The following is a 12,122-nucleotide window of genomic DNA, read 5'->3' on the forward strand; positions in this document are numbered from 1 at the left end:
TAAAACCAGCCTTTGTGGGCGTGTCTGTTTGACAATAGTGCCCATATAAACCTAAAAACGCCTCCTGATTTTATAGAAAACAGGGGGTGTTTTTTTAGGCTCAAATAGGCAAAACCTAGCCGATACTAGCGAATACGAGTAAACTCTTCTCTTTTCATGGAAGAGCCCAGAAGCAATGTTAAAACAAGATCATAGCCAAGCAATACAACAAAGAATCGATCAAAAAACCAAACCGTTAGGAGCGCTGGGCCAACTTGAGTCATTAGCACACCAGCTCGCCTTAATCCAAAGTCAAAATCAGCCTCAGCCCACTCAGCAGATCACCATTCATAAGCCTACAGTACTGATCTTTGCTGGCGATCACGGCATTGCAGATGAAGGCATTAGCATTGCGCCAAGCGCGGTGACTCAGCAAATGGTGCTTAACTTTCTGGCGGGTGGTGCGGCCATCAACTGTTTTTGTCGCAGCAATCAAGTCGAGATGAAAGTGATAGATTGCGGGATCTTACTCCCTGTAGAAAGCGACAATCCGCACTTTCTTGTGCAGCGCTTAGGTAACCGAACGGAGAACTTTGCTCGCCAAGCGGCGATGTCTGTAGAGCAAGTGAAGCAAGGGCTACTGCTAGGCAATCAGGCCGTGCAGCAGGTGATCCGTGCGGAGTCCAATATAGTGATGTTTGGTGAAATGGGCATTGGCAATACCAGTAGCGCTTCTGCGATATTAGCAGCGCTTTCTAAACATTCTGTTGAGCAGTGCGTTGGTTACGGCACTGGCATTTCAACACAGCAATATCAGAAAAAAATACAGTTGGTGAAGCAAGGCGTAACACGCTGCCGTGGTTTGGATCCAGAAACGGTCCTTGCGGAAGTAGGCGGCTTTGAAATTGTGCAAATGGTCGGAGCATTTTTAGGCGCTTACCAGCAGCAAACGCCGATTCTGGTGGATGGATTTATCGTCACGGTAGCCGCGTATGTGGCCACACTTATTGAACCAGATTGCCGCGAGTTGATGATTTTTGCTCATCAGTCCCATGAATCGGGCCATCAACGCGTACTGGAACTGTTAAACGCGACACCACTGCTTAATTTAGGGTTGAGGTTGGGTGAGGGAACGGGTGCTGTATTAGCGGTACCTTTGGTCAAAGCGGCCGCCGAGTTTTACAACACCATGGCCAGTTTTGCCGACGCAGGAGTGACAGTGTAATGCTGCGCGTTTTCGCTTATCAATTAGAGCTGTTCTGGTTGGCGTTGAGTTTTTTCTCGCGCCTTCCTATTCCTAACAATACGCCCTATTGCAGTGAACGAATGAACCGATCTGGGCGCTATTTTTCCTTGGTTGGTCTATTACTCGGCGCGATCTGCGGTGCCATCTACAGTGTGCTGATCCTGATTTTACCAAACGAGGTAAGCATCGCACTGACGATGGTGGTTAGTTTGCTATTAACAGGGGCGTTTCATGAAGATGGCTTAACTGACATGGCGGACGGCATTGGCGGAGGAATGACGGCTGAGCGCCGTTTGAGCATCATGAAAGATAGCCGGATTGGCACTTATGGTGCGGCCAGTTTAGTGATGGCGCTACTGTGTAAGTTTCTCTTTTTAGAGGCGCTACTTGGTTATGGCAACGTATTAATGGTGTGGGTACTAGGCTACAGTTTTAGCCGTGCGATAGCGGCATCGTTGATTTTCGATATGCCGTATGTAAGCGATCTCGATAGCAGCAAAAGTAAGCCGCTAGCCAATAAACAAACCCTTCCAGAGCTCATTTTTCTACTGCTGTGCGGCTTAGCGCCTGCGTTATGGTTTGGTTGGCAGGTAAGCTTAAGTTTGGTATTGGTTGCTGTAGTTTTTCGTATTTTCTTCAAAGCTTGGTTGATGGCGCGTATTGGTGGCTTCACGGGTGATTGCCTTGGCGCTGCACAACAGATTATGGAACTGCTGATCTATCTGCTGCTTATTGTATTCGCTGGGTTGGGTTATTTGAGCATGGGAATGATTGAATAATGGTGCATTTGATTTTGGGTGGCGCGCGTAGCGGTAAGTCTTGTTTCGCTGAACAGGCCGCAAAGCAAGAACACCAAGCCCTGCTAATGCGGCTGCCGCAGGCTCAGCTTAACTATGTTGCCACCGCGATTGCGTTTGATGATGAAATGCAGGCAAGGATTGCTCACCACCAGCAGCAAAGAACGTCGGAATGGCAAGAGCACGAATGCCCTGAACAACTACCTGAGTTAATTGCCACTTTTTCGGCACATGATGTGGTATTGGTGGACTGCTTAACGCTGTGGCTGAATAACGTTATCTATAACCATGGCCAGCAAGCTCACGAAGCGGAGATAAAAAAGCGAGTCGAGCAACTCTGTTTTGCCGTTGAGCAAACGCCCGCCACTTTGGTTATCGTCGCTAACGAAGTGGGCCTTGGCGTGATCCCGATGGGGGAGGTTTCGCGCTTATTTGTCGATAACGCGGGCTGGCTTAACCAAGCGCTAGCCAAGTTAGCAACCCGAGTGAGCTTTATTGCGGCGGGCTTACCGATTGTTTTAAAAGACATCGCTTTAAAAAACACTGCTCTAAACGACATCGCTTTAAAAGGCTCACAATGATCAATCTCTATTTGATGCGCCACGGTAAAACCGTCGGTCGGCCTGCGCTCAATGGTAAAACAGATGTGCTCGTTGAAGCGCATCGGCAAGAGCAGATCGCTCACACTTTGCTGAGATCCCCTTACTCCTTCTCAAACATCATTACTTCGCCGCTACGCCGTTGCCATGATTTAGCGCAGCAACTGGTTTTACAGCAGCCGAAATTGGATTACCAAATTGAGCCTGATTTCCAAGAGATGGATTTTGGTGACGTCGATGGCGTGGCCTTTGATGAACTGCAATCGATGTGGCCAGTAGTGGAAACTTTGTGGACCAATCCGGCCCAACATCAACTACCGAATGCAGAAAACTTGGCCGATTTTCATCAGCGTGTAACTCGTGCTTGGGAGGCTCAGATTAAAGAGATCAAGCAAGACACTTTAATCATCGCTCATGGTGGAACAATCAGAATGATACTTGCCAATGTTCTAGGCACTGATTGGCAAAACCAATATTGGTATAGTGTGTTGAATATCGACTATCAATCATTAACTCATATCCAAATAGGAAAAGATAACGCTAAGAATGTGAGTGTGAAGAGCATCGGAATTCAAATTTAGCATCGGGTGAGCATGCAGTAGAGTATGGAGTAACTATCAGATTTAATGATAGAATTCCCGGCAATTAACGCCGGCCTCTGGTTAAGCGTATTTTGTATAAGGTATTGAGACGATCGTTGATGAGTTAAGTTTACCCTTATCCATCTTGATAAGTGGGATCGCCTCAACATAAATTGCTTCTACAATTCATTAACATACCGCTGTGCAATAAAGGAGTAACGCATGACGAAGTCCCTTTTCCGCCAATCTTTCCTATTTGATAGTTTGGATTTAGACCAAGAAATGGTCACTGGCGAAATCAAAACGGCAGCTGGTATTACGCTTAAAGTGCTCTCGCGTGGAGTGCTCGAAGTGATTCCCGCTCATCTCAACGATGAGAGTAAGCACATCATTATTTCTTGCGGTATTCATGGTGACGAAACTGCGCCAATGGAATTAGTAAATAAGCTGGTGGATGATATTCAGTCAGGTTTTCAAGCGGTCCAACACCGCTGCTTATTTATTGTGGCTCATCCTCAGGCGACGAATCAACATACCCGTTTCGTGCAAGAAAATTTGAACCGTTTATTTGATGATAAAAAGGGCAATACCTCCCTAGAAAGAGAGATTGCACAGCATCTCAAACAGACAGTGAAAGACTTTTTCGAACACACCGCTGAGCAAAACCGGTGGCATCTTGATTTGCACTGTGCGATTCGTCACTCCAAACATTATTCGTTTGCCGTCAGCCCCAAATCTCGTCATCCTGTCCGCAGCCGCGCACTGATGGCATTGATTGAAAGTGCGCATATCGAAGCGGTGCTGCTTTCAAATTCACCCTCGAGTACCTTCAGTTGGTACAGTGCAGAGAATTTTGCCGCGCAAGCTTTAACGCTTGAGCTGGGGCAAGTCGCACCTCTTGGTCAAAACAACCTAGAGCGATTAGTCGCGTTTGACTTAGCCATGCGCGATTTGGTAGCCAATGCGACACCTGAACACTTGCCAAGAAAGCCAACCATTTATCGTGTCAGCCGTACCATCGTCCGTTTGCATGACGATTTTGATTTCATGTTTGATGATAACGTCGAAAACTTCACCGCGTTTAAACATGGTGAGGTATTTGGTCATGATGGTGAAAAGCCACTCATGGCGAAAAATGAAGATGAAGCGATCGTATTTCCTAACCGAAAAGTGGCATTAGGCCAGCGCGCCGCGTTAATGGTGTGCAAAGTGGCGACACGCTATGAAGACGATCAATTGGTATACGATTAACCGATGGTACTTTTGGCTTGTTAATCTTTTGACCTGTTGACAAGGTTAACAGGCGATTGCTTTGGTATATCACTTTCTATTTAAATGGCTTAACGGTAAGGTTAGGCCATTATTGTTTCTCTTACTTACATATAAGCGCATGACGTTCAATCAGTTACTCTTAAAAAAACAGCGTCGCTGGCATTACGCCCTCTACGCTATGATGGCATTGTTGATTTCGATGAGTGCGTTTTATTTGATGGTGGGTGAACTCTTTATCAGCCCATTTCACGCTTGGTCACCACTGGAATGGCAGTTAGTGACTGAACTTCGTGCTCCTCGTCTGCTCTCTGCCGTCATCATTGGTGCTTCACTAGCCGTATCAGGCGCGGCGCTGCAAGTGCTATTAGGGAATGTTTTGGCAGAGCCGGGCGTGCTTGGTATTTCTGGTGGCGCCAGTGTGGCGATGGTAGTGGTGCTGTTTTTCTTCCCTGCCTTGGCCTCCCCTGAAATTTTCATGCTTTGTGCCGTAGTCGGTGCGATGGTGTTTACTCTTTTACTGGTCAGCATGGCTAAAGCGATGCGTTTAAGTACAACCCGCTTACTGCTGGTCGGTGTGGCGCTGGGTATTTTATCTGGTGCTGTGGTGACATGGGCGTTTTATTTCAGTAATGATCTCAGTTTAAGGCAACTGGTTTACTGGTTGATGGGCAGTATTGGTGGTGCAAGCTGGTATCAACATACGCTTTCATTAGCTGCGCTTCCGGTGATCATCTGGCTTGCTCTGCAAGGAAAAACGTTAGACAAACTGATGCTGGGCGAAACTCATGCAAAGCAGTTAGGTGTGGATGTGCATCGACTACGTTGGAAATTGATTTTTGCCGTGTCGCTGCTGGTAGGAGCTGCGGTGGCATTGGGCGGTGTGATCAGTTTTGTTGGGTTGGTTGTTCCGCATTTATTGCGCTTGGCGTTTGGTTCTGAAAACCGCTACCTTTTACCTATGTCGGCTCTGTTCGGCGCACTTTTACTGGTCTGCGCGGATACCGTTGCCAGAACGGCGCTTAATGCTGCTGAGCTTCCACTTGGTGTCGTTACTACCACCATTGGTGCGCCGATTTTTATTTGGATGTTGTTGAAAAACCATGATTCACGTTAATAGCCTGCAGGTTTCATCACGCTTATTACCACTCTCTTTTACCTGCCAAGCGGGAGAGGTGCTGTATGTTATTGGGCCTAATGGCAGCGGAAAAAGCACTTTACTCTCGGCGTTAGCTGGCGTGACAGAGAGCCAAGGTGAGGTCTACATTGGTGATCTTCAGCTTTCAAGCGCATCGTTAGAGGCGCTGTCACTGCACCGAGCTTATCTGTCGCAAAACGACAAGCCTGTTTTTAATGTCGATGTTTATCAATATCTTGCCTTAGCGATCCCCAGTTGCGCCGATTTACATTCTCAGGCTGTTAATCAAGCCGTGGTTCATCTCACTCAACGATTGAATATTCAAGACAAATTGCATCGTTCCATTCACCAACTGTCAGGCGGCGAATGGCAACGTGTCCGCTTGGCCGGTATTTGTTTGCAAATTTGGCCAACCTTAAACCCTTACGCGCAGTTATTGATATTAGATGAACCTGCGGCGCCTCTTGATATTGCTCAAGAAGGGTTGCTTTATCGTTTGATTGAAGAGGTTGCACAGCAAGGGATAGCGGTAGTGATGGCCAATCACGATCTCAATCGAACATTGCGCCATGCCGATCGCGCTCTGTTACTGCAAGATGGCGTATTGCAAAGTTCCGGCTCGGTTGAACAAGTATTAGAGAGCCAAGCGTTAAGTGCAGCGTTTCAGACTCAGGTGAAGCAGGTTGTTGTTGAAGGAAAGCCTTACCTTATCTTTGATTAAAAGCACAACTGTCGTGCAGTAAGCACACTTTTAGCGCATCAATGTGCTGAAGATAGAATGATAAAAATAGTAAGTCTATTAAAAACAAATGGTTAGGTTTTATGTGAAAGTTGGCACGCCAATCGCATTAATAGAATCGATACATTCTCGTTCTTGTTAGGCTTTTTATAAGTCTCTTAACCACCTTGCTCCCACAAGGTGGTTTTTTTTATCTGAGTCTTTGCAAGGTTATTGCGTCAATGAAGCAAGGTCAGCAGGACGGTAATAGACTGATTTGAGCACTTTACCTTGGCGAATCGTTTTGCCTTCAGAGACAAAATCTTGTGCGCATTTAGCAATAATGTAGTCGCCTTTTTGTACGGCCATCAGCTCAATACCTTGTTCAGCATAGTAGGCTTGGGTATCGGCATACTCTTTTTCATTGCGACATACTTTACTCATGTTCGAGCTGTGTACTTCATCCCAGCATGGAATAAATTCGATGCCACGATTCACGGCAACATTGAGCAGAAGATCAATCAAATAGCTGATCGCTAAGTTGTCACTCACTTGGCTATGTCCAAGGTGGACTAAACGACCCATCAAAACATACACAGTATCGATGATCGCATCCGCTTGTTCCGTTTTATTGTCAGCTTCAGCAAGTTCAGTCAACTCTTCAATCGCGAGCGAAGTATGCAACGTGTCAGCTTTATCGTTTAAGCTGCTGGCATCAGCAACGGGGAGATCAAAGGTGCTACGAAACTCGGTAATATCGCGGTAAAGATGATCGTAAATCTCTTGAGTAAGCTTGGATAAATGCATTATCTCGGTCCATTGGTTTGGTTAACAGGGATTGTGACGCGTAGTAACAAATTGATAGTAATAAACTGATAGTAAGAAAATGGATAGTAACAAACTGATGGCAAAGCTGCGACCCATGCCATCAGTTTGGTCAAAGAACAGGGTTACTTATTGAGAAACAAATAAGGAAACAGTTGGCGGCGTTCTTGGTCACTTAGAGCACTAACACGAGCGATATTGGTATCGGGAATCGCTTCTGGGTTAGGGTAGTGCTTGAGTACTTTTTCCATGCTCTCTTCACGAATAAGATGGAAAATCGGGTACGGCGAACGGTTAGTTAGGTTTTCGTCATCTTCGGGGCGTGTGCCGCCAAAACAGTAGTGAGGGTGAAAGGTAGCGACTTGGAAGATGCCTTGCCAATCTTGTTGCGTAATTAATGCTTCGACCCAATCGATAAAAAAGTTGTACTCAAAAAAATCTTCGAGCATGTTTGGCACTACCACTAAGGTGGTCTCAAGAGACTGTGCCGAGCTGCCTTCTAACTCTAGCAATTGTTGCAAAATGTCTTGCAGCAATTGTTCTTCAGTATCCGCTTCACTGACGAAAATTTTGATCTGTTGGTTACGTTGTGGTTTTGCGGCGAAAGGGCAGAGATTTAAGCCAATCACCACATCGTTAAGCCACTGTTCGACTTCAGTTGTGATGGCGGTTTTATTTATCGTTACGCTCATAGTGCTTATTAAAACAGTCAATTTGGCGCAAGCATAACATGAGTCTTTTGATAAAGTGAGTGGATAACACTACTTGATCAATTCATGCAGCGGTTTGCGGTGCGCAAGGGCGTGGTCATCATGGCGCAATTTCCAACAGAGAAAAAACATCGCCACATACAACACCATTCCACCCGAAACCACTACCGGCCAACCGCCATTTTGCCAGCAATAGAGTAGGAAAAACCCGCCGAGGCTGCCACCTACATAGTAATGAACCAAATACAGAGCGGTCGCGGTTGCTTTTGCGCTGCTGGCCTTTTGGCTCACCCATGAATAGGCAAGCGTATGAGTAAAAAAGGCGCCGAAACTGATCAACATTAAACCGATCAGCATAAACGGGATTGATTCAACCAAGGCTAGCCACATCCCCGACAAACTGAGTAAGGCTCCCAACATCATGCCCGAAATGGCATTGTAGCGTTTTGTCCAGTTGGCGGTCAGTTTCGAGCTGAGTGTTCCCGCCAAATAACATAGGAAGATCAATGATGCTAAGCCAATCGGTAGCGAGTAAGGTTCGGCGACAAGCCGAAAGCCCATCACAGAGTAAAGGTTAACAAACAGCGCAAAGTTAGTGCCACCAATCAGCATCGCTAGCCACAGTGTGCGGTTAGAAAGATGTTTTACTAGCGCACGATTGTGGTGAAAGAATAAGCCTCGTTGCGGCGTGAAATTGCGTTGAATGGGCAGCAACCACAGCACAATGATAGCGCATACGAAAGTAAGCAAGGCAATCACAATCACGGCTTGTTGCCAGCCAAAAGCGTCGGTCAATATACCGCCTAAAATTCGGCCGCTGATGCCACCTAATGAATTGGCAGCAATATAACCGCCAATCGCTTGGCTAAAAGCTTGAGGTGAAAGCTCCTCAGCCATGTAAGCCACGGCAACCGAAGCAAAGGCGGCCAATGCGACGCCCATTAGTGCACGAGTTAAAACCAGCACCCACAGTTGTTGGCTGATCAGCATCAAGCTGCCGATTAATGGCATCATGAATAGCCCTAATAACATCACTTTGCGGCGGCCAAAGGATTCGGAGCTGATTGCCCAAGGGACTAAACTGACGGAGAGTGCGAGGGTTGATGCGGCAAATAACCAGTTAATTTGAGTTTCCGAAACCGCAAAATGCGTAGCAAGGTAGGGCAACATTGGCTGAAAAAGATAGAGATTACAAAAGACTAAGAACGAGCCGAGCGCTAGTCCCCAAGTGACTTTTCGGTATTCTTTACTGCCAATTTCGATCATGATTACGCTTCACTTACGTTATGTATCTGTGATCACAGTAGCAGTGGCTTGGTGATTAATAAAATATATTAAAAATATCGTCGTGATATATAAAATATATCCCAACCTCGTTGGACGAATCTCGCTTCGTTTGATTTTGTGGAACCATAAAGCTATGGATACTCGCCATCTAAAACATTTTTCGGCTGTGGTTCAGTGCGGCAGCTTTACTTTAGCAGCCCAGCAACTGCACATTGCGCAGCCAGCACTCAGTATTTCGATTAAAAAATTTGAGCAGCAATTAGGGGTTGTTTTGCTAAAAAGAGATGAGCGAAAAGTGACGCTGACCCATGAAGGGCAAGTGTTATATGAACACGCCACTCGTATTTTGCAGCAACTTGAAGATGCACAATTGGCGATGGATGAGCTTAAAGGGCTCGTCAAAGGCGAAGTGAGGCTGGGCGCGCCGAGCATGATGGGATCCTATTTCTTTCCAGAAATTGTAATGGCTTTTAAAAGTCACTTTCCCTTGCTAAAAATGACGGTGATAGAAGCAGGAACTCAGTCGATTCGGAAAATGTTGCTCAGTGGTGAGCTAGATATTGGCGTGATCCTCAATCATGATCTTCCTCCGGATTTAGAGGTTGATCCCCTCTTATCATCGCAAATGGTGGCGGTAGTGGGGAAAGAACATGAGTTAGCACAACGAGAATCGATAGATTTTAAGACCTTTTTTGAGCATGAATTGGTAATGTTTAAGCCCGGTTATTTCCACCGCGACTTCATTGATAAAGTGTGTAAAGAGCATAAGCTCAGCGCACATTTCTCTTTTGAAACCAATCTGTTGCCAATGATTTTAAGTATTGTCAAACATGAGTACGCAGTGACTGCGTTATTAGAGCTTGTAACGGAGCATGAACCGGATGTACGAGCGATCCCTTTTGAACCGCCAGTCTGGTTAGATTTAGCCCTCGCATGGCGCAAAGAGGGCTATTTGTCTAATGCCGACCGTACTTTTATTGAATTTGTGAAACAGTACGTGTGAAAGGGGCTATGTGTATCGTTCGATTAACTTTGATAGATTTTTTCAAAGTTGTTTGGGTTCCAGCCAATCATAATTCGATCACCAATTTTTAAAGCCGGTACACTGCGCGCGCCGATCGCATCTAGTTCCTTCCGGCCGCGTTGCATTTTTGCGTTACATAAGCGGTAGGGGATCTGTTTGGCGTCAAGATAGCGCTGAGCATCTTTACAGTGCGGGCATTTATCTTTGACGTAGAGCACAATACGTTTCATCCAATTCACTCATTAACCGAACATAAAGGGCGGCAAGTTTACCCACCGAGGCGCTGAGTTTCAACTCTCTCGGATACGAAGCCTTGCTCCTTGTGATTGGAAAGATGAAACGCAGGCTTGATTCAGTTACACTTAGCGCCTTTTTTATGAGTCAGTTGCTGGGCTATGCATCCATCTTTTCGTTACATACAAAACTATCCGCCTCATCTCGTTTCACAAGTTGAACAGTTGATCACGGTCGGTAAATTCGTTAGCTGGTTTGAGCAACGCTACCCACAGCGCCATTCGATTCAAAGTGAAAAAGCGTTGTTTAACTACGCGATTGATCTCAAAAATCAATACATGAAGAAAACGGCGCCGATCAGTAAAGTGGTGTACGACAATAAAATCCACATTATCAATAACGCACTAGGGTTGCACAGTTATGTTGCCAAAGTGCATGGTGGGAAAATCAAATCTAAAAATGAGATCCGCATAGCGAGCATGTTTAAAGAAGCACCGGAGCCGCTGTTGCGCATGCTAGTGGTACATGAGCTGGCTCACATCAAAGAGAAAGAGCATAACAAGGCCTTCTATCAACTGTGTTGCCATATGGAACCGAATTATCATCAGCTCGAGTTTGATGCACGATTGTTTATGATGTATCTCGATTTAAAAGAGGAGCAGTAATGTCAGCCAAAGCGAAGTCGCAGAAAAGCCAACCTGAAGCGAGCCATAAAAAACCTGCGTTAAAAGCAAAGCAGGGGTTACATCCTCGTAATCAGCATCAAGGACAATACGATTTCCCCGCGCTGATTAATACACTGCCTGCTTTGAAGCCCTTTGTTATTCGCAACCCGAATGGTGAACCGAGCATCAATTTCTCCGATGCGATGGCGGTGAAAATGCTCAACAAAGCGTTATTGGCACATCATTATCATGTGACCCATTGGGATATTCCCGCTGGGTATTTGTGCCCGCCGATCCCCGGTCGAGCTGATTATATTCATCGCGTGGCCGATCTGCTGCTAGATGAGTGCTCAGCAATCAAGCATGAGAAGGTTCACGCACTTGATATTGGGGTCGGAGCGAACTGTATTTATCCGATAGTGGGCGTGGCAGAGTACGGCTGGCACTATGTTGGTAGCGATATTGATCCTATCTCTATTAAATCCGCCAATCTGGTGGTTAATGGCAATGCTTCACTCAATGGGCGTATTGAATGCCGTTTGCAGAGTGATGCAAAACACATTTTTAAGCAGATTATTCAAGAAAATGAGCGTTACGATCTCACCACGTGCAACCCGCCTTTCCACGCGTCACAAGTAGAGGCGCAGCAAGGCAGCGAACGTAAGTTGAAAAATTTACAGCGTAATCGAGTCAAAAAAGGTCAAGAAATTGCGGGGCAAGACGCTAACAGAAGTAAGGCGGTCACGCTCAACTTTGGTGGACAAAAAGCTGAGTTATGGTGCCCCGGTGGTGAAGCTGCCTTTATTAAAAACATGGCCTTTGAAAGTCAACACTACGCTCAGCAAGTGCTGTGGTTCACCACATTGATCTCTAAAAAAGAGAATGTACGTTGGATGCAAAAACAGTTAGATAAAGTGGGTGCTGCAGTGGTGAAGGTTGTTGAAATGCAACAAGGGCAAAAAGTGAGTCGATTCATCGCATGGAGTTTCCAAAATGACAGTCAACGCAAACAATGGTTAGCGGCAAAGTGCTAGGCTGACTTCGTTGATT

14 protein-coding genes are annotated in these 12,122 nt (G+C 46.0%); 10 read left to right on the plus strand and 4 right to left on the minus strand.

The genetic code is table 11. The features are described from left to right. The first annotated feature begins 175 nt into the window (after positions 1-175). From cobT to btuD, 7 genes are all read left to right on the plus strand, one after another. Positions 176-1,204, plus strand: a complete 1,029-nt coding sequence (gene cobT, locus AACR75_RS06050) for a nicotinate-nucleotide--dimethylbenzimidazole phosphoribosyltransferase (RefSeq protein ID WP_047691732.1) — start codon at positions 176-178, stop codon at positions 1,202-1,204. Continuing rightward, positions 1,204-2,004: an adenosylcobinamide-GDP ribazoletransferase gene (locus AACR75_RS06055; protein WP_013856643.1), complete on the plus strand. Its 801-nt coding sequence runs from the start codon at positions 1,204-1,206 to the stop codon at positions 2,002-2,004. Before cobT ends, AACR75_RS06055 begins: the two co-directional genes overlap by 1 nt. Beyond that, a complete protein-coding gene (gene cobU, locus AACR75_RS06060) occupies positions 2,004-2,603 on the plus strand; it encodes a bifunctional adenosylcobinamide kinase/adenosylcobinamide-phosphate guanylyltransferase (RefSeq protein ID WP_019282573.1) in 600 nt (199 codons plus the stop codon). Before AACR75_RS06055 ends, cobU begins: the two co-directional genes overlap by 1 nt. Next, positions 2,600-3,202, plus strand: a complete 603-nt coding sequence (locus tag AACR75_RS06065) for a histidine phosphatase family protein (RefSeq protein ID WP_047691735.1) — start codon at positions 2,600-2,602, stop codon at positions 3,200-3,202. Before cobU ends, AACR75_RS06065 begins: the two co-directional genes overlap by 4 nt. A 222-nt stretch (positions 3,203-3,424) precedes the next feature. Further along, positions 3,425-4,453: a succinylglutamate desuccinylase gene (locus AACR75_RS06070; RefSeq protein ID WP_047691738.1), complete on the plus strand. Its 1,029-nt coding sequence runs from the start codon at positions 3,425-3,427 to the stop codon at positions 4,451-4,453. Between the two features lie 139 nt (positions 4,454-4,592). Continuing rightward, positions 4,593-5,588 (plus strand): vitamin B12 ABC transporter permease BtuC, encoded by a 996-nt coding sequence (gene btuC / locus AACR75_RS06075; protein WP_047691741.1) that lies wholly within the window; start codon positions 4,593-4,595, stop codon positions 5,586-5,588. Beyond that, complete coding sequence (gene btuD / locus AACR75_RS06080) at positions 5,575-6,330, plus strand: vitamin B12 ABC transporter ATP-binding protein BtuD (RefSeq protein ID WP_047691744.1); 756 nt, start codon at positions 5,575-5,577, stop codon at positions 6,328-6,330. Before btuC ends, btuD begins: the two co-directional genes overlap by 14 nt. A gap of 228 nt (positions 6,331-6,558) precedes the next feature. On the opposite strand, the gene AACR75_RS06085 is transcribed toward btuD, so the two are convergent. The 3 genes from AACR75_RS06085 to AACR75_RS06095 all read right to left on the minus strand — a co-directional run bounded on the left by AACR75_RS06085 (position 6,559) and on the right by AACR75_RS06095 (position 9,128). Continuing rightward, positions 6,559-7,134: a nucleoside triphosphate pyrophosphohydrolase family protein gene (locus AACR75_RS06085; protein ID WP_010318603.1), complete on the minus strand. Its 576-nt coding sequence runs from the start codon at positions 7,132-7,134 to the stop codon at positions 6,559-6,561. A gap of 143 nt (positions 7,135-7,277) precedes the next feature. Continuing rightward, complete coding sequence (locus AACR75_RS06090; RefSeq protein WP_026027360.1) at positions 7,278-7,844, minus strand: DUF1415 domain-containing protein; 567 nt, start codon at positions 7,842-7,844, stop codon at positions 7,278-7,280. A gap of 69 nt (positions 7,845-7,913) precedes the next feature. Next, a complete protein-coding gene (locus AACR75_RS06095; RefSeq protein WP_047691747.1) occupies positions 7,914-9,128 on the minus strand; it encodes an MFS transporter in 1,215 nt (404 codons plus the stop codon). Between the two features lie 154 nt (positions 9,129-9,282). Between AACR75_RS06095 and AACR75_RS06100 the strand changes: the two genes are divergently transcribed. Then, positions 9,283-10,152 carry a LysR family transcriptional regulator gene (locus AACR75_RS06100; RefSeq protein WP_026027359.1) on the plus strand — a complete coding sequence of 290 codons (870 nt, stop codon included), beginning with the start codon at positions 9,283-9,285 and terminating at the stop codon, positions 10,150-10,152. A gap of 23 nt (positions 10,153-10,175) precedes the next feature. Here AACR75_RS06100 and AACR75_RS06105 read toward each other — a convergent pair whose 3' ends face one another. Further along, positions 10,176-10,403 (minus strand): glutaredoxin family protein, encoded by a 228-nt coding sequence (locus tag AACR75_RS06105; protein ID WP_010318599.1) that lies wholly within the window; start codon positions 10,401-10,403, stop codon positions 10,176-10,178. A 165-nt stretch (positions 10,404-10,568) separates the two neighbouring features. Here AACR75_RS06105 and AACR75_RS06110 point away from each other — a divergent pair, with 165 nt between their 5' ends. Together AACR75_RS06110 and rlmF are read left to right on the plus strand one after the other, a co-directional pair. Continuing rightward, positions 10,569-11,072 carry a M48 metallopeptidase family protein gene (locus AACR75_RS06110; RefSeq protein WP_047691750.1) on the plus strand — a complete coding sequence of 168 codons (504 nt, stop codon included), beginning with the start codon at positions 10,569-10,571 and terminating at the stop codon, positions 11,070-11,072. Then, a complete protein-coding gene (gene rlmF, locus AACR75_RS06115) occupies positions 11,072-12,106 on the plus strand; it encodes a 23S rRNA (adenine(1618)-N(6))-methyltransferase RlmF (protein WP_047691753.1) in 1,035 nt (344 codons plus the stop codon). The genes AACR75_RS06110 and rlmF overlap by 1 nt, the downstream gene beginning before the upstream one ends. The last annotated feature ends 16 nt before the right edge of the window (positions 12,107-12,122 follow it).

This window comes from Vibrio sp. ZOR0018 (genome assembly GCF_963865925.1).
Classification (GTDB): Bacteria; Pseudomonadota; Gammaproteobacteria; order Enterobacterales; family Vibrionaceae; genus Vibrio; species Vibrio anguillarum.

Bases quoted from the DNA above. Each gene is read 5' to 3' on its own strand.
- cobT (WP_047691732.1), top strand. From the start codon at position 176: ATGTTAAAACAAGATCATAGCCAAGCAATACAACAAAGAATCGATCAA.
- AACR75_RS06055 (WP_013856643.1), top strand. From the start codon at position 1,204: ATGCTGCGCGTTTTCGCTTATCAATTAGAGCTGTTCTGGTTGGCGTTG.
- cobU (WP_019282573.1), top strand. From the start codon at position 2,004: ATGGTGCATTTGATTTTGGGTGGCGCGCGTAGCGGTAAGTCTTGTTTC.
- AACR75_RS06065 (WP_047691735.1), top strand. From the start codon at position 2,600: ATGATCAATCTCTATTTGATGCGCCACGGTAAAACCGTCGGTCGGCCT.
- AACR75_RS06070 (WP_047691738.1), top strand. From the start codon at position 3,425: ATGACGAAGTCCCTTTTCCGCCAATCTTTCCTATTTGATAGTTTGGAT.
- btuC (WP_047691741.1), top strand. From the start codon at position 4,593: ATGACGTTCAATCAGTTACTCTTAAAAAAACAGCGTCGCTGGCATTAC.
- btuD (WP_047691744.1), top strand. From the start codon at position 5,575: ATGATTCACGTTAATAGCCTGCAGGTTTCATCACGCTTATTACCACTC.
- AACR75_RS06085 (WP_010318603.1), bottom strand. From the start codon at position 7,134: ATGCATTTATCCAAGCTTACTCAAGAGATTTACGATCATCTTTACCGC.
- AACR75_RS06090 (WP_026027360.1), bottom strand. From the start codon at position 7,844: ATGAGCGTAACGATAAATAAAACCGCCATCACAACTGAAGTCGAACAG.
- AACR75_RS06095 (WP_047691747.1), bottom strand. From the start codon at position 9,128: ATGATCGAAATTGGCAGTAAAGAATACCGAAAAGTCACTTGGGGACTA.
- AACR75_RS06100 (WP_026027359.1), top strand. From the start codon at position 9,283: ATGGATACTCGCCATCTAAAACATTTTTCGGCTGTGGTTCAGTGCGGC.
- AACR75_RS06105 (WP_010318599.1), bottom strand. From the start codon at position 10,403: ATGAAACGTATTGTGCTCTACGTCAAAGATAAATGCCCGCACTGTAAA.
- AACR75_RS06110 (WP_047691750.1), top strand. From the start codon at position 10,569: ATGCATCCATCTTTTCGTTACATACAAAACTATCCGCCTCATCTCGTT.
- rlmF (WP_047691753.1), top strand. From the start codon at position 11,072: ATGTCAGCCAAAGCGAAGTCGCAGAAAAGCCAACCTGAAGCGAGCCAT.